We start from the raw sequence: 19,502 nt of genomic DNA on the forward strand, positions 1-19,502 counted from the left end.
ACTTTTTTAATAATCCATAGAAATCGGGAGTGGTGTGAGAGCCTAACCCTATTCCCATTTGGGAGTAGGGCGGGCTACTCGATTAGGGGCTGGCTATTTTTCATCGTCATCCATTAGGTCCCAATAGTCGTTGTCTAGTTTTTTAATTTCAATTATTTTCTCAGTTTGTAAACCAAGGTTATAGTCATAAATATATTCAGCAAGTTTGTCGCCATTTATCAAGACAATTTTAGCTGTCGAGTTTAAGCTAGAAACATATTCGTAAGCACCTTTTGTGAAGTCAGAGGTTGTTATAAAAACTCCTTTGTCTGATTGAGCAACAGCAAGTGCTCCAACAAATTTTTGAATTTCGTCTCTCTGAATGTTGGTGTCTATTTTATAACGCTTAGCTTGGATGTAAATTCTTCCGAAGCCCAATATATCCTCTTTTATTACGCCATCAATGCCCTTGTCATTTGTGTATTGAGTTACTAAACCAGAGTCTTTTATTTCCCCTCCATATCCCATTTTTTGCAAAAGTTGTACAACCAACTTTTCAAATTCTCTGGGAGTTTTTGATAGAATTGTGTCAATTAGTTCACGATATACAGATTTTTTAATGCCTTGAAACGATGTATAAAGTGATTCTGCAGGAGTATTTTCATTTTGACTCGATATTATTTCGGGTGCTGTGTCATTTGTTTTTTTGATTTTGGCGTGGTCTCTAGACAACAACTTTGTATCAATATATTCTCTAAACTTGTTCGGATTGTTAACTAGCTTTAATCCATCTTCATTAATTTGATAGGTGCCTCTTTTCGGTTTTGTCACAACACCAGCCATACTCAGATAGCTAAGCGCCCACTTTACTCTGTCATTGAATACAGGCCCATTACCAGATTCGTACATTTGATTGACATCATCTTCTGTCAGGTTAAATTCTTTGGCAAGAGGGGCTTCGAATTCATTTGCTTTTCTTTGTTGTCCATCACTTAATAACTTCAAAGCAGGAAATTGTATTTCATCATAACGAGGTATTGCCATTTTATGTAATTTTTAATTCTGTTATTATTTTTTATTCTTTAAAGAGTCTTGCACTACTTGAGCAACTGTATTATTCGTAATTCCTTTTGTTGAGCAATAATTACTATTCAGCCAGTCTTCCAGTTTTTTTACTCCCTTACTTGCATTGCATGAACCACAGCATAGAGCAATATTTTCTGGACCATTAATTCTAATGTCGTTAATTATGTGTTCCCATGTTGGCCTTGTTTTGTGGTCATATGAAATGTTGTTAAATGTAATTCTGCAATAAACACAACTTAAATCTCTTTTTCGAACTTGCTCTTCAACTTCTTTCGGTATGCCCCAGCGATTTGTCATAGTGTCATTTTACCTGTCTCGGTTAGCTTGCCTCTAACGCAAAAATAAATATATCACTCTTTTCCATTAAACGGGCTAACACTATTGATTTTATTTCTTTTAATGATAAAGCGCATTAACCAATTTCACCCCTCAGGGTGGGCTTTATGTGTGATAGTAAAATATGGTTTTGATTTAATTTGAAATGCATAATTGAGTATAGCCCAGTTCGCACTCATCATGCAGCTCTTTTCGTTTTTGAATTGCAAGTTGGCGAATAAATTCGCTATGAATTCATTTCACGTTCTACTTTAAGGCGAATGCAATTCGCCCCGACAATTTTTATCACTAATCCCTAACACCTAATCCCTAACACCTAACGCCTCCTCTTCACCGCCTTCAACTTAACGGCAACCAAATAAAATCCGATCAGTATTAACGGAATACTCAGTATCTGCCCCATGTTCAAGGTCATGCCTGCTTCAAAATCTACTTGGTCTTCTTTAATGTATTCAATTAAAAACCTTGACCCAAAAACGGTGATGAAAAATATGCCGGTGAGAAAACCCTTAATGGTGCCTGCATTTGTTTTCCAGAATAAGTACATCAACAATCCAAAAACAAGCAGGCAAATAATGGCTTCATATAACTGGGCAGGGTGTCTGGCAGGTATCATATCCCACACGTATGAGAAACTATCATTGCTTGCAATTTCGGCATAGGCTTCATCTGCACTGCCTTTGTTTGTGATTTGCATAGCTTGCCCGCTATCCAAATCATGTCTTAAAAATTTAAAACCAAAAGCAGAAGTGGTAGGGCTGCCCACAATTTCATGATTGAACAAATTTCCCATTCTGATTAAAAAGCCGGCTAGTGCGGTGGGTACTACCAGATGATCTAAAATCCAGAGCATACCGGTTTTCATAACTTTTCTGTTGAGCAGAAAAACGGCCAATATAATTCCAAATGCTCCGCCATGACTGGCTAAACCACCTTCCCAAATTTTTAAAATTTCAATGGGATGTGCCAGGTAATAATCAGGCTGATAAAAAAGGCAGTGACCAAGGCGGGCGCCTAAAATTCCGGCAATCAAAACATACATAAATGATTTATCAACCCAATTGGCCGGCAAATTTTCTGATTTGTACATCCGTTTTAACACTTCATACCCCAAATAAAAACCAAGAGCCCACATGATACCATACCAGCGAGGCATATTGAGTGAGGGAATTACACTGGGATTCATGTCCCAGTTGATTGAAAGAAAATCAGCTACTAGCATAGGTTGGCAAAATTAATGAATATGCTTCTGAATCATTCAAAAAAACTGAAAACATTAGCATTGTTTAAAATCAGCTGAAATAAACTTGAAGGATGGCAACCAATAAATGCAAAAATCTGCCACCTTTGTATAACAATTCAATAAGAAGAATCACATGGCAAAAAAACATAATTTCGGAGCAGGTCCTTGCATTCTGCCGCAAGAAGTATTTGAACAAAGTGCAAAAGCAGTAGTAGATTTTAACGGGCTATCTATTTTAGAAATTTCACACCGCAGTCAAGATTTCATTGACGTGATGGAAGAAGCACGTGAAAATATTAAAAAGGCGTTGAATGTACCGGCAGGGTACACTGTTCTTTACTTGCAAGGTGGAGCAAGTTTGGGTTTTATTATTACAGCCATGAACATGATGCGCGCAAATAAAAATGCTGCGTATCTCAATACCGGAGCCTGGTCAAAAGCAGCAATCAAAGAAGCAAAAAATGTTGGTCTTGCTGTTACTGAAGTAGCAAGTTCTGCTGATAAAAATTTCAATTATATTCCTAAAGGATTTACGGTGGCAAATGATTTTGATTTTTTCCACTCCACATCAAACAATACTATTTTTGGTACACAATTGCATGAGTTTCCAAAAGTTTCTGTTCCGCATGTATGTGATATGTCATCAGATTTTCTTTCACGTCCGGTGAATGTGGCAGATTTTGATTTGATTTATGCCGGAGCACAAAAAAATTTAGGTCCTGCCGGTGCCTGTGTATACATTGTCAAAGAAGAAATTTTAGGTAAATCAACCTACGGAAATATTCCTTCATATCTCAACCTGAAAATACATCAGGACAAAGAATCAATGTTCAATACACCGCCGGTATTTTCTGTTTATGTTGCCATGTTAAACTTGCGCCATTTGATGAAAAACGGTGGAGTAGAGGCAATGCAAAAACGCAATCAGGCTAAAGCAGATTTATTGTATGATGAAATTGATTCAAATCCTTTATTCACCGGAACCACAGCAAAAGAAGATCGTTCAGTTATGAATGCAACTTTTGTACTCACCAACAATGAGCTTGAAAAAGAATTCAATGACATGTGGAAAGCAGCCGGCATTGATGGTTTGAAAGGACACCGTGATGTAGGTGGATATCGCGCATCAATGTACAATGCACTTGAAATTTCATCCGTTCAGGTATTGGTTGATGTAATGAAAGAACTAGCTAAAAAACGCGGATAATAAGATTTTATTAAACTGACATTATGAAGATATTAGCAAACGACGGCATTTCTAAAGACGCTGTTGACGTATTGGCAAAAGCAGGATTCAATGTAAGCACAACCAAAGTTGCGCAAGATCAGTTGATCAACCACATCAATAATGAAGGCATCACCGCTTTGTTGGTAAGAAGTGCAACCACAGCGAGAAAAGATATGATTGATGCATGTCCCGGTTTGAAACTCATTGGACGTGGTGGAGTTGGAATGGATAATATAGACGTTGATTATGCACGTGGCAAAGGCTTGCACGTTATCAACACGCCAGGCGCATCATCTCAGTCAGTTGCTGAATTAGTGATTGGAACTATGTTTTCACTTTCACGTGATTTGTTTCACTCACATCGTCAAATGCCGGTAAGTGGTGATAAAGATTTTGAAGCGCTGAAAAAGAGATATGGTAAAGGACAAGAACTGCGTGGAAAAACTTTAGGCATTGTTGGATTTGGCCGCATTGGTCAATCTGTTGCAAGTTATGCATTGGGTTGTGGTATGAAAGTAATTGCCATTGATCTTTATACCAATCCGGTTGAAATTAAAGTTCCGATAGCAGGACATGGTGATGTGAAAGTTACCATCACACCAATGAAAGATTTGTCAGAAGTAATTGCAGATTTAGATTACATTTCATTGCACGTGCCAAAGCAAGCTAATGGTGCTGCCGTGATTGGCGAAGCAGAATTTTCTAAAATGAAAAAAGGCGTGATACTAGTCAACGCTGCGCGCGGTGGTGTGATTGATGAAAATGCACTAATCAAAGCGCTTGACTCAGGCCAGGTGCGCGCAACCGGATTAGATGTGTTTGAAAAAGAACCTACGCCAAAACACGAATTGCTGGTACATGAAAAAATTGCATCTACTCCACATATCGGCGCTGCAACTGATGAAGCGCAAGACCGAATTGGGATTGAACTTGCTGAACAAATTATCAAATTATTGAAATAAGATTATGCCCATCATTTCTCCTTCCATGTTGTCCTGTGATTTTGCAAACATTCAGCGTGATGTTGAAATGCTGAATCAAAGTGAGGCTGATTGGTTGCATATTGATGTGATGGACGGAGTTTTTGTTCCCAATATTTCTTTTGGTTTTCCCGTAATGTCTGCCATAAAAAAGCATGCGAAAAAACCCTTGGATGTTCATTTAATGATTGCGCACGCTGACCAGTATGTAGCTGAATTTAAAAAAGCAGGTGCTGATTGGCTCACCGTTCATTACGAGGCTTGCACTCATTTGCATCGCACTATCCAATTGATAAAAAGTGAAGGAATGAAAGCGGGTGTTGCACTGAATCCGCATACGCCTGTTTCAGTTTTGGATGAAATTTTACCTGAACTTGATTTGGTATTAATCATGTCAGTGAATCCAGGTTTTGGAGGTCAAAAATTCATTGAATCAACTGTCAATAAAGTTGCTCAATTGAGAAAAAAAATTGATGCTTTATCACTTCAAACATGGATTGAGGTAGATGGAGGTGTTAATACTGAAACCGGTAAACGCTTACTCGCTGCCGGTGCTCACGCCTTGGTTGCAGGAAGTTTTGTTTTCAATTCTGCCGATCCAAAAAAAACGATCAGTGATTTGAAGAGGTTGGGGTAATTTAGTTAGAAGATAATTTGATTCAAGTTCAATCACCAAATTTCGTAGTAGCTTCTTGCACGAATTATACAATAGCTATACTCCTGCCTTGGTTTGATCTTCTTCTTTTGTCTCGGTGGTTTTCTTTGGATTCTCTGTTGGCACTGAGAGATCAGGAGCTTTGATTGCGGTGTTGATGTCTTTTTCCAATGATTTTATTTCATCCATTTTAGCCAGTTCATCTACTGATGGCAAATTCATGTCTCTGCGCATTTCTAATGCTGAGTTTTGAATGTCACGTTTAATCTCATCACTGGCTGATTTAATTTCACGTATGCCTTTGCCAAGATTTTTTACAATATCTGGAACGCCTTTTGAACCAAACAACATGAGCACAACAGCGACAATTAGCAAAAACTCGCCGGTACCCACATCATTTAAAAAAAGCAAATACATACTAAATAAAAAAGCCTCCCCAAAGGTAGGAAGGCTTTTGTGATTATTGTCTTTGTTAAAGATTATTTCACTTCATGTACATTTTTCTTTTTTCCAAAATCAAGTACTGTTGGTGTTGCAATGCAGATAGATGAGTAGGTACCAACCACTACACCAATCATAATGGCAAAGATGAATCCTTTAATGGCTTCACCACCCATAATAAACATGGCAAGCAATACAATGAATGTGGTCATTGAGGTATTAATGGTTCGCCCAAGAGTTGAGTTAACCGCCATATTGATTGTTTCTTTCTCATCTTTTTTCGGATACATACCAAGATATTCTCTTACGCGGTCAAACACAACCACCGTATCGTTGATTGAATAACCTACTACCGTTAAGATAGCCGCAATAAATGCCTGATCTATTTCAAGTGAGAATGGCAAGACACCCCAGAAGATAGAGAACAAGCCAAGTACAATTAACACGTCATGCGCCAATGAGAGTGTTGCACCTAAACCATATTGCCATTTTCTGAATCGCAATAAAATGTATAGGAAGATGATGAGTAGTGAAAATACAACGGCATAAACTGAATTGCTTCTCAAATCTTTAGAAATAGTTGGTGCAATCATTTTGGATTCTACAATGTTGGAAGGTCCAAATTCTGCAAGGCCGGTTTTAACCAGTTCTTCAACTTCAGAGTTCACGGTATCAGATGACTCTGTAATGCGGTAAGTTGTGGTAATTAACACGGTGCGTTTGTTGTCAACCCTTTTAACAATTGGGGCTCCCTCAAATTCATCTGTCAAACTGGTGGCAACAGCTTCAGGGTTTGCTTCACCTTCAAATTCCACTTTGTACTGACGACCACCTTGGAAATCTACACCCAAATCCAATCCTCTGGTGAACATGGAGATTAAACCAATTGTGATAACAGCACCTGATATCAAATAGAATAATTTTCTTTTAGCAACAAAAGGGAAGTTGATTTTAGTAAACCATTTCTCTGTAATTTTTGTAGAGAAATTGATGTTTTTATCACGATCCATAAAGAAAACCATGATGAGTCTGGTCACTACCAATGCAGCAAACATGGAAGTGAAAATACCAATGATCAAGGTAGTAGCAAATCCTTTGATGGGTCCGGTTCCAAAAGAGGCAAGTACAATACCGGTTAATAAAGTTGTGATGTTACCGTCAAGAATAGAAGACAAGGCGCGTTTGAAACCTTCGCTCACGGCATTTTTCAAACCTTTACCTAATCTCATCTCTTCACGCACACGTTCAAAAATAAGTACGTTGGCATCAACCGCCATACCAATGGTGAGCACGATACCCGCGATACCAGGTAGTGTAAGAATTGCTTTTAATGATGCCAATGCACCAATCAAAAAGAAGATGTTTACAATCAAAGCAACATTGGCAATTAAGCCCGCACGGCCATAATAAAACACCATGTAAACCAGAACCAATAAGAACGCAACAACAAACGAGGTGAAACCTGCTGTGATATTTGCTTCACCTAAAGATGCTTCAACAACACTTTCATCAATGATACGCGCAGGTGCCGGTAAAGCTCCTGCATTCAGTAAGCCGGATAATTCTTTCGCTTCTTTCAAATCAATGGTCGGTCCGGTAATTTCTGAAATACCTTCTGTCATTTTTTCTTGCACTACAGGCGCTGAGTAAACCATTCGGTCCATGGTGATAGCTACAGATTTACCCACGTTGTTGCCTGTCATCTCAGCCCATTTGTCTGCACCAAGTTGAGTCATACGCATAGTTACGCGCACCTCACTTGGGTTTTGCGGATTGGTAGAATAGGATGATTCATCAATATCTTCACCATCTACTTGCGCACCACCTTCAGGCACTTTAATAGCGTACAAACGAATCAAGCCAATTTCAATTTTGTTTTCATCCATCATCTCTTTAGCTTCCCACATGAAAACTAAATCTTCAGGCATGTATTTACTGAATTCAGGGTGCGCAATGCGTGAATTGATTAGCGCCGTATCACCAACAGATGCAAAACCTACAACAGGTCCTTCACTGAAACCTACCGGTTGGTTTTGATTATCATAACTGAATGAAGGAGTAAGTTTTGATGTGATAGGATATTTTTGATCACGCTCAGCATCTGTCATATCTGCTGATGCAGCGGTATCTGTTGATTCAGCTTCTGACAAGAGGTCTGTTTCAGTGCTGTCACCGTCTGTTGCAACTTGTAATGAATCATTGGAAACTGCACTTGAATCATTAGCTAATGCTGCGCTGTCAAGTATTACAGGAGTATCTGTTTTTTCAGTTGAAAGAAAATCAGCGAATTTTTTTTCTGCTTCCAGAATTTTGTTTCCAATTCCGTCATACGCATTATCATACACTTCAAAAAATTCAAGATTTGCAGTTGCTTGTAGACGTTTACGCACAGTTTCACGGTCAACTACGCCTGGTAATTCAACATAGATTCGGTTTGATCCGGTCTGTTTTTGAATAGTTGGTTGAGAAACCCCAAATGCGTTAACCCGTTTTTCAATGATTACTTCAACACCATCCAAGGCACCATCAGCTTGCTTTTTCAAAAAGTCAATTACTTCATCGTTGGTATTGTTGGGTTGAATGTTTTCTTGATTGTGCGGGTGGAAAATTTTTGCCATGGCACCTTGCGGGAACATTTTCTCATATTCTTCTTGAAACATATCAATGAAATCACCTTCACCATTTGCAGTGCGGGTAAGGGCAGATTCAAATGGTTTTCTAAACTCAGGGTTACGTGTGTTTCCGGCAAGTTTATCTACCAGTTCAGGCACAGAAATTTCAAGGGTAACACTCATACCTCCTTGCAAGTCAAGACCAAAGTTCAACTCATTTTCTTTACACTCTGAATAAGTATAACCCAAGTGAACTGATTCATTTGAAATGTCAGCCAAATATTTTTGACGGAAAAAATCAGCAATCTGATCTTGATCAATTGGATCAGCAACTGTTAGTGTGTCTTTACCGGCAATAAAGGACGGTACGTTGTTAGCAACTAATGAATCAACTTTTTCAAGACCGTATTCAATAGCTTTATTTTCAACTCTGTTTGTTGCCCATTTGAATGAAAGCTGGTAAATACAAGCAAGTGCGAGGGCAATTGTAATTGACCAGAAAAATCCTTTATTTCTCATTTTATCAGGTAGTTTATTCTTTCTAGAATTTTTTGAACGGGTGCAAATATAGAACTTCAATTCAAATTAACCAATTAAGCCGCTGAAATAAGGCATATATTTATTCATTGGTTTCAACTTAAGAGCAATTATTCAATCTTTTCGTAATGAGAACAGTCATTCTCAAGTGCTGTCCTAATGAGTTTGTATTATTCTTTACTGTAACTTTGTACCACATTTACTAATTACACGGTTTCAGGATGGACAAACTACTCCGACGTATATTCTCAATGTCACTGATGGCGGTGGCTTTGTTCGCTTTTTTTGCGGTAATCGGGTATGCTACAATTTATGAAAATGACTTTGGCAGACTAGCGGCTCAAAAACATATTTATCGCACTCTTTGGTTTGAATTGATTCTGTTCTATCTCTCATTGAGTCTGATTTTCAATATCTACCGGTATAATTTGTTCAAACTAAGTAAAATTGGCTCCTTGACTTTTCACCTGTCTTTGTTGGTGATTGTTGCCGGTGCTTATACAACGCGTAAAATTGGTTATGAGGGCAACATGCGCATTCGTGAAGGGCAAGCCTCTAATGAATTATTGAGCTCTGATACCTATTTTCAAGCGCTGGTGCATGATTTCAATAAACAATACAGAGTAGATGTACCAGTAATGCTTGATACCAATGTCTACAATAGAAAAGATGATGGTTCACCTGATTATGGTCATAATTACTTTGATCATGAAGTTGATTTTCCCGGACAAGATCAATCAATAAAATTTGAATTCGTTGATTTTATTCCCAACATCAAAGATACCCTCATTGAAACCCAGACAGGTGATGCATGGCTTGAATTGGTAACGGTTGGTGAACAGGGCAGAGATTATAATTATATCAAATCAAGTGAGGTATTATCCACCGGTGGAATCTTTATTGGGTTTAATGATACATCTGCCTTTTCTCTTGTAAATATTCAGTCCTCTGACTCTGGTTTGGTTATCATTGCAGATGCTGATATTCAATATTACCAAATGAGTGATTCTACTGAAGGAGTTTTGTCTGCAGATACTGTGCACTCGCTTACTTTTGGTCGTTTATACAATGTTGAAGGTACGCGCTTTGTATTGCGTAATTATTTTAAGCACGGTGAATTGCAATATGTTTCTGCACAGTCCGGTGAGCGTGGTCCTGATGGTTTATTGATGAAAGTTTCTCAGGGTGAACTAACGAAAGAGATTCTTTTGCCGGGTGGTTTAGGTATTTATCCAAAGCTGATCAAATTTACGCTTGGAGATTTAAATTATGAACTGGCATGGGGTTCACGCATTATTGAATTACCATTTTCACTTTTTCTGAATGATTTTCAGATGGAGCGTTATCCCGGCACCAATAATCCTTCATCATTTGCCAGTGAAGTCACGGTGCTTGATCACGCAACAGGACAACAATTTGATCATCGTATTTTTATGAACCACGTACTTGATTATGGTGGATACCGTTTTTTTCAATCGTCTTATGATCCTGATGAACGCGGCACCATTCTTTCAGTGAACTATGACAAACCGGGAACTTTGATTACATACATCGGATATTTTTTACTTGGTTTAGGTTTCATTCTCAATCTCTTTGCTCGCAACGGCCGATTCAGATATCTTGTAAGAAAAACAAAAGAATTGGATATGAAAAAAGTTTCGCTTGCACTTTTGTTCATGCTTGGAGTTTTTTCATCAGGCAGTTTGATGGCGCAACCTGAAAATATTATAGATAAAGAACATGCTGATCAGTTTTCACGTTTGATAGTACAAGATTTTAAAGGCAGACAAAAACCGGTACATACGGTAGCGCTTGAAATTTTGAGAAAAGTTTATCGGGCAGACAAATACAAAGGTTTATCAGCAACGCAAGTTTTTTTGGGTATCCATTCCAACAAAGAAGAGTGGGCAACAGAACCACTCATAGCCATTCCAAATGATCAAATTGGAAAAAAACTCAATCTGCCTGAAGGAAATAACCGTGCATGTGTATCAGATTTTTTGGATATGGATGGCAATTATTTATTGTATGATGATGTAATAGCAGCGCAACTCAAGCGTCCGGCTGATCAGAATAAATATGATAAAGACATATTAAAAACAGACGAACGTTTCAATGTATTGATTGGTGTTTTCAGTGGTTATTATTTAAAAATTTTTCCAATGCCGGCTGATTCAAACAATACCTGGTATTCGCCTTTTGATCCGGCAGCACCTTTCACCGGTGAAGATGCAGAAGTATTAGGCCTAATTACCATGCGTTATTTTGAAGGAATACAAATGGGATATGAAACCGGAGACTGGTCACAGGCCAATCTGGGAATTCAAGTCATTCGTGAGTTTCAACGCGCTGCCGCTCCGCCTGAAATTATGCCATCTGACCAGTTGGTGAATCTTGAAATCATGTACAATGAAATGAATTTATTCAAGCGGCTGAATTACGGACATTTGATCATCGGTTTCCTGATGCTGATTGTTGGGTTTGTTAGCGTGTTCCTTAAAAAGGATAGCATGAAATGGCCACTGCGTATTGGATTTATTATTGTGTTATTGATGACTATTCTGCACGGTTCAGGTTTAGGTATGCGCTGGTATATTTCAGGTCATGCACCGTGGAGTAATGGGTATGAAGCCATGGTTTTTATTGGATTTATTACGGCAGTTGTTACCTTAATTTTTTATAGATTAAATACCATTGTGCTTGGTGCGGGAAGTATTTTAACCTGGTTGATGTTGTTTGTGGCACACATGAATAATATGGATCCTGATATTAGTCCTCTTGTGCCTGTATTGCAATCATACTGGCTCATGATTCACGTGGCGGTGATCACTGCCAGTTATGCATTTCTGGGAATTGCTGCCATACTTGCGCTGGTAAACTTCTTACTCTTTTGTTTTGTGAACGATCATAATAAAGCGAGCATCCGTGTAAATGCACAACAGATTACTTACATTATTGAAATAGCTATTATTGTTGGATTATTCTTGCTAACCGTTGGTACATTCTTAGGCGGTGTATGGGCAAATGAAAGTTGGGGCAGATACTGGGGCTGGGATGCCAAAGAAACTTGGGCGCTTGCATCTGTGGTAATCTACGCCATGATTTTACACTTCAGATTTATACCTCGCATGCAGGGGGTGTTCACTATGAATATTGCAGCGCTCTGGGGTTACTCAAGTATCATCATGACATTTTTTGGCGTGAATTATTACCTCAGTGGTTTGCACTCGTATGCACAAGGTGATCGCATACCTATTGAAATGTGGGTGCCAATAACTGTTTTCCTTCTTATCTGTCTATGCATTTTATCTTATCTTCGCTATCGTTTATTTTTAAAATCGGCTGATGGGAAACATTCTGATTAAAAAAGATTATGACTTAATAAAAGTCCGCATTGCTGATCTCAAACGCGATGACTTGCCTATTTGGGGTAAAATGAATGTGGGTGAAATGCTTTGTCATTGTGCTGATCAGGTAAAATTGGCAACCGGTGAAATTCATGCTGAGAACAAATCAAAATTTTTAACTCGCACCTTGGTAAAAAAACTAATACTTGCAGGAATGAAGGCACCAAAAGGAAAAGTAAAAACCCTGGCAGAACTTGATCCGCACAGGTTAGGGTCAAAGCCCGTAAATTTTGATGCTGACCGCGATTATTTGCTGAGAAAACTTGAAGACTTTATTGCTATTGCTGACAACGCAGTTCACGCACATGCCGTGTTTGGAAAATTGACAAAAAAACAATGGGGCAGATTAATTTATGTGCACCTTGACCACCATTTGAATCAGTTTGGATCTTAAGTAATCATTGAAATGAAAACAGCAGTTTATTATTTTCTTTTTTGCTTTGCAGGATTTTATTCTTGCGCATCTGACACAAATCAAATTTCATCAGAAAATGAAAATTTAAAAGATAGTTCAACAACTGTAAATGTTGATACCTTGTCTGATTTGGACTTCACGCCTCCCGCAGGATGGATATTAGCAGAAAGATTTGCAAGTGATGACAACGAATACACTTTTTGCCCCAATGGTTCGCTAATTTTTAATAATCATGTTGGAATGCAAATGAAAGGAACCTGGAATCTACAAAATGACAGCCTGAAACTTCATTATACCAGCCGCATTTCACAAATTGGTCAAGGCAAGCCACTGCCTCCACCGGCTATGATGCCCGGTAATTATGTAGAACAATATGAATCATACGAAGAAAACATTGAGACAACCGATGAAGTAGAATATCTCATTTGGTCTGAAATTTTAGATTTTCTTTCACAGGATTCTCTTTATCCATACGAAATTGTTTCAAGGAATTTTAAGTGTGATTGATTTTTCCTCTCCTCAATCCTCTCCAAAGGAGAGGAAGGCCACTTCGCAAGGGTTTCTGAAGATTTCTATTTAACGTCACTTCCTTTCCTCCCCCTTAATCCCCCTCAGCGAGGGGGAAAGCCAGGGCGTAATTGTTTAGAAAGAGTGCGAAGTAACGTCACTTCCTATCTTGTGGAGAGAGGAAAGAGGAGAGAGGAAAAAAACACAAGGGTTTCTGAAGATTTCTATTTAACGTCACTTCCTTTCCTCCCCCTTAATCCCCCTCAGCGAGGGGGAAAGCCAGGGCGTAATTGTTTAGAAAGAGTGCGAAGTTGCGTCACTTCCTCTCTCTTGTGGATAGAGGAAAGAGGAGAGAGGAAAAAAACCATCAATACAACCTCTTCGCCGAGTTAATTTCTGCTAGAAAATTTTCAAATCGCAGGATTTCTTTTTGTCGTTCATCATCAGATAGGCGAACAGGCGAGAAACTGATGAAGGGATTAATCACTTGCATACCGGCAAAATAAAACATGCCGTGATGAATTGGAAAAAGAATGGTGTCCAGGTCTCCATTTTTTCCTGTGTTACCGTATGCTTGCTCTGGCCCACCTGTGGTAATTACAGCAAAAGCTATTTTATTTTTATACACACCGTTGTCGTAAACTCCTTTGCCGGCTCCATAGACAAATCCCATGGCAAAAACTCGGTCAACCCAGCCTTTTAATATTGCGGGCAAACCAAACCACCAAAGCGGAAAATTGAAAATAAGTGTATCACACCATTCCAGTTTTTCCATTTCTGCTTTGACTTCAGCACAAAACAAATTATGTTGTGAAGCATTTGTCTGCTCAGCCTGATATTTGAAATAGGATGGATTACTCAACGATAAAAAATCGTCTTTACCGCCAACAGGGTTGAAACCTATTTGGTATAAATCAGTCACTTTTACTTCAGCCCCATGTGCATTGAAGTATGATTCAGCTTTAGATTTTAATGCACTGCAAAAACTTTGCGGTTCAGGATGCGCATGTACAATGAGAATTTTTTTCATCTCGTAAAAATTAATGATTGATAAAATTCATGAAGAAAAAAAGCTGCTCTATCTCCATGTTGAAAATTTGATTGATCAGTTTAATAGATTGCAGGATATTTTCCCGGATCTGCCTCACGCATCATGCCATAAATTTCATCAAAAATAGTTTCATGATTGGGTTTTGAAAAATAATCTCCATCTGTTCCATAAGCCGGACGATGATCTTTCGCCGTGATAGTGAGTGGTTGCGAATCAAGGTGAAAATATCCTTTTTGTTTTACCAGTATCTGATCCAAAAGATAAGCTGTTGCACCGGATTCAACATCTTCATCTACGATGACAAGTCTGCCGGTTTTTTTAAGCGATTTTGCTACTTCACCTTCAAGATCAAATGGAATGAGTGTTTGCGCATCAATCAATTCAACTGAAATATCTGCTTCAGCCAGTTGTTTGATCACATCACTACAAATATTAAATGTAGATCCGTATGATAAAAGGGTGAGGTCAGTTCCTTCATTCACCACGTCAACCTGACCGAGTGGCTCATAAAAATCACCATAATTAATAGGCGCTTTTTCTTTGATGCGATAACCGTTAAGTGGTTCAATCACCAAAGCTGCATCATCAGAAGCAAGCAAGGTATTGTAAAAACCTGCCGCTTTAGTCATGTTACGAGGCACGCAAACATACATGCCGCGGACGGCGTTGATGATCATTCCCATTGGTGAACCTGAATGCCAAACACCTTCAAGTCGGTGTCCACGTGTTGAAATGATCAGTGGTGCTTTTTGTCCTCCTTTGGTGCGATATTGAACAGTAGCTAAATCATCACTCATTACCTGAATAGCGTAGAGTAGGTAATCAAGATACTGAATTTCTGCAATAGGTCTCAGCCCGCGCATAGCTAATCCAATACCTTGTCCAACAATAGTGCACTCACGTATACCTGTATCTGAAACGCGTATTTCACCATACTTTTCTTGCATGCCTTCCATACTTTGATTCACGCCGCCAATTTTTCCAACATCTTCTCCAAAGCTTAATATTTCAGGATATTTTGCAAACAGGGCATCAAAATTATTTCGTAAAACTAATCTGCCGTCAATCATTTCATCTGAATTGAATTGAACCGGTTTTGCATTAATTTTTAATGCTGAATGAGCTGATTGCGAATAGAGGAATGAAGAATATTTATCAAAATTTGATTGTTCACGTTCACGCAAAAATTGTATGAGATTTTGTTTTTCCGGCAAATTTTCACCTCGCAGATACCGAAGTGATTTTTTTATTGCGGTGAACACATCTTTTTTAATTGGGTCCATTGCCTTTTTTAATTCATCGCTTATTTTTTTGATGAATGCGCCATTGACGCTTTGGGCAGCAAGATTATCTAGTAATGAGCAAACTGTGTTTACATCGTGTTTTTGCTCTTCAGTAAATTCTTTCCAAGCAAGATTTTTTTGATCACGCACAAATTTTTTAGCTTCTTCATCCATTGCATCCAAATCTTGTTTGGTTGCAATTTCAGCTGAGATGATGAACGATTTGAATTTTTCAACGCAATCCATATCGCTTTCCCACTGCAAGCGTTCAGGAGATTTATAACGTTCATGTGAGCCTGAAGTTGAGTGACCTTGAGGTTGATTTACTTCTTCAACATGAATTAAAACCGGCACATGTTCTTCACGACAAACTTTAATTGCTTTTTCATACGTTTCACACAAGTGAGGATAATCCCATCCTTTGGTTTTGAAAATTTCATAACCCGGATTATCTTTTGTACGCTGCATGCCTGATAAGGCGGTTGATATAGAGCTTTTTGTTGTCTGATATTTTTTAGGTACTGAAATTCCGTAGCCATCATCCCAGACAGAAATTGCGAGTGGAATTTGCAGAACACCTGCGGCATTGATAGATTCCCAAAAAGGTCCTTCAGATGTGCTGGCATCACCAATGGTGCCAAACGCCACCTCATTTCCTTTATTGGTAAAATTGGTCATGCCATGTAAGGCTGTGTTATTGCGATAAATTTTTGAAGCCAGTGCCAAACCAACCAAACGAGGCATTTGACCTCCGGTTGGTGAAATATCTGCGCTTGAATTTTTTTGCGCCATCAAATTTTTCCAAGTACCATCTTCATTCAATGAACGGGTTGCATAGTGCCCGCCCATTTGTCTTCCGGCTGATGCAGGTTCTTTTTCAAGATCTGTATGTGCGTACAATGCGGCAAAATATTCTTTTACACTCAGGGCACCAATAGCCATCATGAATGTTTGATCCCGATAGTAGCCTGATCTGAAATCTCCATTCTGAAATTGTTTTGCCATGGCTAATTGCGCCACTTCTTTTCCGTCTCCAAAAATTCCGAATTTTGCTTTACCACCTAACACTTCACGTCTGCCTAATAATGAACATTCACGTGAAATACGTGCAATTCTATAATCATTCAAAACCTCAGTGAGATATTTTTGGTCAGGTGCGTTCATCACCTTTGTATCTTGTGCCATGCGTAAAAATTGTTTTGGACACTAATTTACGCAATTTGATAAGATTCATCTAACCTCCGGTCTAAAATGTTGAGAAGTTGAAATAATGTTGAAAATTATTGCAGATTAATGATCTGATAATGAATCAAACCTAAGTGTGCAAGGAGACAAGACAAAATTAGATTCTACCTGATTGCCCTGAGTTGGATTCCTGTATTTGTGTTGCTTGTTTCAAACGGCCAAATTTATAATACAATCCTAATTTGAACGAGGTGAACGCGTATTGTGCTTCACTGCGGTATATATAATTTCCCCCGAAAGATGAGGATATGTTTTTAGGCGGTAGAATATTTGAAACATCTAAATAAACTTGCAAATCATTATTCAGGAATTTTTTAGTAAATCTCAATCCCCAGTTTACTTGCGTATTTGATAAATATTCTGCTGATGCCCACCGATAAATATTTAATTGATTCATGATGGAAAAATTTTTAGGTAAAATAAAGGTTAGGTATGAGTAAATTCCAAACGACACATTGGTAAAATCACTTCGTTGAAATTCTGGTCTGAAACTATAATAGCTATAGTTGAACCACATGGAGTTCCATCCTTGCAGCCAATCTAACTGAATGGGTATGCTTAAATCTGTGCCAATGGAGCGATCATACAATGCATTCCACGGTGTTGTTTCAGTTAAAAAACTTGAATCATTAAAAAAAGAAATTTCACTGATAGGGTCAGCGTTATGATCATACCAGAATGAAATGGAATACGCGTAAAATAAATCTAAATCAAAACCAAATGAGTGAGAAACAGATGGTCTTAGATAGGGATTTCCGTAAGATATATTCAAGCTGTCTTCAAACCGAATGAATGGATCATAATCTGAAAACTGCGGACGATCAATTCCGCTGGAATAGGAGAGGGTAAGTCCAATATTTTCTGTAGGTTGATATAAAATACTGGCTGATGGAAATGGAAGTATGTACAATGAATCAATGAATTGTTTATTGAGAGAATTGCTGTAACCTTCAAGACCCGTATATTCAGCTGTTAGTCCAACCCGAAAACCAACTTTTTTCCAGTCTTTTGAAATTTCAACGTAAGCGGTTCCAAGGTGTTCTTTATAATCATATGAATTAGTGAAAAACTGATCTTCAATCCACTCATCACCTGCCTTATTAAATCTGATGTACGCTTTTTTGTTGAGCAATTCGCTATACGTAAATCCGGTTCTGAGTTGCCATCCGCTGGTATCAAAATTATGTTCATAATTGAGGCGTAGCTCACCAATCAACGGTTGATCACGCGACTCAGTGCGCAAGCTGAATTCACTTGAATCCAGAGATATAAAATTATAGTATTCATTGATGGATGTACCGTTTGAGTTGCCTTTTTTTTGCACCAAGTTTAAATTGACTTCAAGATAACTTTTGTTGGTGTCAGTTTCAATTTGATAATTAATAAATCCGCTATTACTCATCCAAATGTAGCGTGTGTCTCCACTTGATGTGGTGTTAGTTATAGTGGCTCCATTTTGAAAGTAGGATGTCAGAGAATTTGCATCACTCGTACTGAAGCTGGCATTCCCTCTGAAACCTGCGGTGATTTTTTGTGTTTCACTGATTCTATAGGCAGTTTTAAGCTGATAGTACGACCAAGTGTTTTGATTTTTAGTGTCAAAAGGGGTGCTATAAAGTATTTCTGAATCACTCACTGAACTTGCCTCACTATACCCCTCACTGTATGATGTATTCAAGCTTGCCCCCAAATAACCGTTCATTGAAAATTTACTGCGTTTTATGTTGAGTCCTAAATTGAGTCCTGCTGTTGGCATAAGTTGCGTATTTACACCTCCTGATGTGCTTACGTTCATGTTGTATCCTTCCAGTGCAAAGTTTTTTGTAAATACTTCAATCACTCCATTGGCACTTCCTTGCGCCTTATATTTAGCTGATGGATTGGTGATGATTTGAATACTCTCAACCATACTTGCCGGCACAGCGCGAAGTTCATCAATGGTAATGATGGGTTGCCTGTCAATGAGAATAAGTGGTGCTCCACGACCAATGATCTCTATTTTTTCTCCATCCGGTGAACTTAGTTTTGGTGATGCAATGAGGATATCAAAAAGGGTGTTTAATGTTTGAAGTGTTGTGCCTTGCACGTTGACTGTAATACCGTCTAAGGTGCGCTGAAATTCAGGTTTTCTATAAACTACTTCAACAGTTTGCAATTCTCTGGCTGAGCTCAAATCAATTTCACCTAAGTGTATGGTCTCACTTGTTTTCTCAAACCAAATGAGGGTGTCTTGATAACCGACCAGACTAATTTTAATGAGGTATTCACGTCCTTTTGATCCATCAAAAACGGTTTCAAAATAAAGAGAATCAATGTAACCACCTTTAATCAATGCAGAGTCAGGCAATGAGTAGATGATAAATTGCCCCATTGGAATTTCTGAACTGTCTTGTTTGATTGATCCTGATAATTGAACGTCTTGTGCAAAGCTTTGGCTATGAAACCAAGCAAGCAGAATAAGAAAAAATAATTTGCGCATGCAGTAATTTATGTTTTG

Annotated in this window: 14 protein-coding genes; 6 read left to right on the forward strand and 8 right to left on the reverse strand. The window is 38.4% G+C overall.

Annotated features, from left to right (window positions below; translation table 11 throughout):
* Positions 1–93 precede the first annotated feature (93 nt).
* The 3 genes from IPH66_07255 to lgt form a co-directional block, all read right to left on the reverse strand.
* Positions 94–1,023 carry a restriction endonuclease gene (locus IPH66_07255; GenBank protein MBK7129141.1) on the reverse strand — a complete coding sequence of 310 codons (930 nt, stop codon included), beginning with the start codon at positions 1,021–1,023 and terminating at the stop codon, positions 94–96.
* Between the two features lie 24 nt (positions 1,024–1,047).
* Positions 1,048–1,362 carry an HNH endonuclease gene (locus IPH66_07260; protein MBK7129142.1) on the reverse strand — a complete coding sequence of 105 codons (315 nt, stop codon included), beginning with the start codon at positions 1,360–1,362 and terminating at the stop codon, positions 1,048–1,050.
* Between the two features lie 355 nt (positions 1,363–1,717).
* Positions 1,718–2,623, reverse strand: a complete 906-nt coding sequence (gene lgt, locus IPH66_07265) for a prolipoprotein diacylglyceryl transferase (protein MBK7129143.1) — start codon at positions 2,621–2,623, stop codon at positions 1,718–1,720.
* 154 nt (positions 2,624–2,777) lie between these two features.
* Here lgt and serC point away from each other — a divergent pair, with 154 nt between their 5' ends.
* Genes serC through IPH66_07280 form a run of 3 tightly spaced genes read left to right on the forward strand, consistent with a single transcriptional unit; the run spans position 2,778 to position 5,489 of the window.
* A complete protein-coding gene (serC, locus tag IPH66_07270) occupies positions 2,778–3,851 on the forward strand; it encodes a 3-phosphoserine/phosphohydroxythreonine transaminase (protein MBK7129144.1) in 1,074 nt (357 codons plus the stop codon).
* Between the two features lie 23 nt (positions 3,852–3,874).
* A complete protein-coding gene (locus tag IPH66_07275; protein ID MBK7129145.1) occupies positions 3,875–4,834 on the forward strand; it encodes a D-2-hydroxyacid dehydrogenase in 960 nt (319 codons plus the stop codon).
* A gap of 4 nt (positions 4,835–4,838) precedes the next feature.
* Positions 4,839–5,489, forward strand: a complete 651-nt coding sequence (locus IPH66_07280; protein ID MBK7129146.1) for a ribulose-phosphate 3-epimerase — start codon at positions 4,839–4,841, stop codon at positions 5,487–5,489.
* 75 nt (positions 5,490–5,564) lie between these two features.
* On the opposite strand, the gene IPH66_07285 is transcribed toward IPH66_07280, so the two are convergent.
* Both IPH66_07285 and secDF read right to left on the reverse strand, forming a co-directional pair.
* On the reverse strand, positions 5,565–5,924 hold the full coding sequence (locus IPH66_07285; GenBank protein MBK7129147.1) for a twin-arginine translocase TatA/TatE family subunit: 360 nt from the start codon (positions 5,922–5,924) through the stop codon (positions 5,565–5,567).
* A gap of 62 nt (positions 5,925–5,986) precedes the next feature.
* Positions 5,987–9,079 carry a protein translocase subunit SecDF gene (gene secDF / locus IPH66_07290; GenBank protein ID MBK7129148.1) on the reverse strand — a complete coding sequence of 1,031 codons (3,093 nt, stop codon included), beginning with the start codon at positions 9,077–9,079 and terminating at the stop codon, positions 5,987–5,989.
* A gap of 239 nt (positions 9,080–9,318) precedes the next feature.
* Between secDF and ccsA the strand changes: the two genes are divergently transcribed.
* Genes ccsA through IPH66_07305 form a run of 3 tightly spaced genes read left to right on the forward strand, consistent with a single transcriptional unit; the run spans position 9,319 to position 13,426 of the window.
* The gene (gene ccsA / locus IPH66_07295) at positions 9,319–12,462 is read left to right on the forward strand and encodes a cytochrome c biogenesis protein CcsA (protein MBK7129149.1); all 3,144 of its coding nucleotides are present in this window, start codon (positions 9,319–9,321) and stop codon (positions 12,460–12,462) included.
* Complete coding sequence (locus tag IPH66_07300) at positions 12,443–12,898, forward strand: DUF1569 domain-containing protein (protein MBK7129150.1); 456 nt, start codon at positions 12,443–12,445, stop codon at positions 12,896–12,898. Before ccsA ends, IPH66_07300 begins: the two co-directional genes overlap by 20 nt.
* Before the next feature lie 12 nt (positions 12,899–12,910).
* A complete protein-coding gene (locus IPH66_07305) occupies positions 12,911–13,426 on the forward strand; it encodes a hypothetical protein (protein ID MBK7129151.1) in 516 nt (171 codons plus the stop codon).
* A gap of 367 nt (positions 13,427–13,793) precedes the next feature.
* On the opposite strand, the gene IPH66_07310 is transcribed toward IPH66_07305, so the two are convergent.
* The 3 genes from IPH66_07310 to IPH66_07320 form a co-directional block, all read right to left on the reverse strand.
* Positions 13,794–14,456, reverse strand: a complete 663-nt coding sequence (locus IPH66_07310; protein MBK7129152.1) for an NAD(P)H-dependent oxidoreductase — start codon at positions 14,454–14,456, stop codon at positions 13,794–13,796.
* Between the two features lie 80 nt (positions 14,457–14,536).
* Complete coding sequence (locus IPH66_07315) at positions 14,537–16,945, reverse strand: transketolase (GenBank protein MBK7129153.1); 2,409 nt, start codon at positions 16,943–16,945, stop codon at positions 14,537–14,539.
* A gap of 157 nt (positions 16,946–17,102) precedes the next feature.
* Complete coding sequence (locus tag IPH66_07320; protein MBK7129154.1) at positions 17,103–19,484, reverse strand: TonB-dependent receptor; 2,382 nt, start codon at positions 19,482–19,484, stop codon at positions 17,103–17,105.
* Positions 19,485–19,502 lie beyond the last annotated feature (18 nt).

This window comes from Crocinitomicaceae bacterium (assembly GCA_016708105.1).
Lineage (GTDB): Bacteria > Bacteroidota > Bacteroidia > Flavobacteriales_D > Crocinitomicaceae > JADJGJ01.

What these genes read in the sequence shown, in the direction of transcription:
- IPH66_07255 (MBK7129141.1), bottom strand. Translation starts at nt 1,023, where the DNA reads ATGGCAATACCTCGTTATGATGAAATACAATTTCCTGCTTTGAAGTTA.
- IPH66_07260 (MBK7129142.1), bottom strand. Translation starts at nt 1,362, where the DNA reads ATGACAAATCGCTGGGGCATACCGAAAGAAGTTGAAGAGCAAGTTCGA.
- lgt (MBK7129143.1), bottom strand. Translation starts at nt 2,623, where the DNA reads ATGCTAGTAGCTGATTTTCTTTCAATCAACTGGGACATGAATCCCAGT.
- serC (MBK7129144.1), top strand. Translation starts at nt 2,778, where the DNA reads ATGGCAAAAAAACATAATTTCGGAGCAGGTCCTTGCATTCTGCCGCAA.
- IPH66_07275 (MBK7129145.1), top strand. Translation starts at nt 3,875, where the DNA reads ATGAAGATATTAGCAAACGACGGCATTTCTAAAGACGCTGTTGACGTA.
- IPH66_07280 (MBK7129146.1), top strand. Translation starts at nt 4,839, where the DNA reads ATGCCCATCATTTCTCCTTCCATGTTGTCCTGTGATTTTGCAAACATT.
- IPH66_07285 (MBK7129147.1), bottom strand. Translation starts at nt 5,924, where the DNA reads ATGTATTTGCTTTTTTTAAATGATGTGGGTACCGGCGAGTTTTTGCTA.
- secDF (MBK7129148.1), bottom strand. Translation starts at nt 9,079, where the DNA reads ATGAGAAATAAAGGATTTTTCTGGTCAATTACAATTGCCCTCGCACTT.
- ccsA (MBK7129149.1), top strand. Translation starts at nt 9,319, where the DNA reads ATGGACAAACTACTCCGACGTATATTCTCAATGTCACTGATGGCGGTG.
- IPH66_07300 (MBK7129150.1), top strand. Translation starts at nt 12,443, where the DNA reads ATGGGAAACATTCTGATTAAAAAAGATTATGACTTAATAAAAGTCCGC.
- IPH66_07305 (MBK7129151.1), top strand. Translation starts at nt 12,911, where the DNA reads ATGAAAACAGCAGTTTATTATTTTCTTTTTTGCTTTGCAGGATTTTAT.
- IPH66_07310 (MBK7129152.1), bottom strand. Translation starts at nt 14,456, where the DNA reads ATGAAAAAAATTCTCATTGTACATGCGCATCCTGAACCGCAAAGTTTT.
- IPH66_07315 (MBK7129153.1), bottom strand. Translation starts at nt 16,945, where the DNA reads ATGGCACAAGATACAAAGGTGATGAACGCACCTGACCAAAAATATCTC.
- IPH66_07320 (MBK7129154.1), bottom strand. Translation starts at nt 19,484, where the DNA reads ATGCGCAAATTATTTTTTCTTATTCTGCTTGCTTGGTTTCATAGCCAA.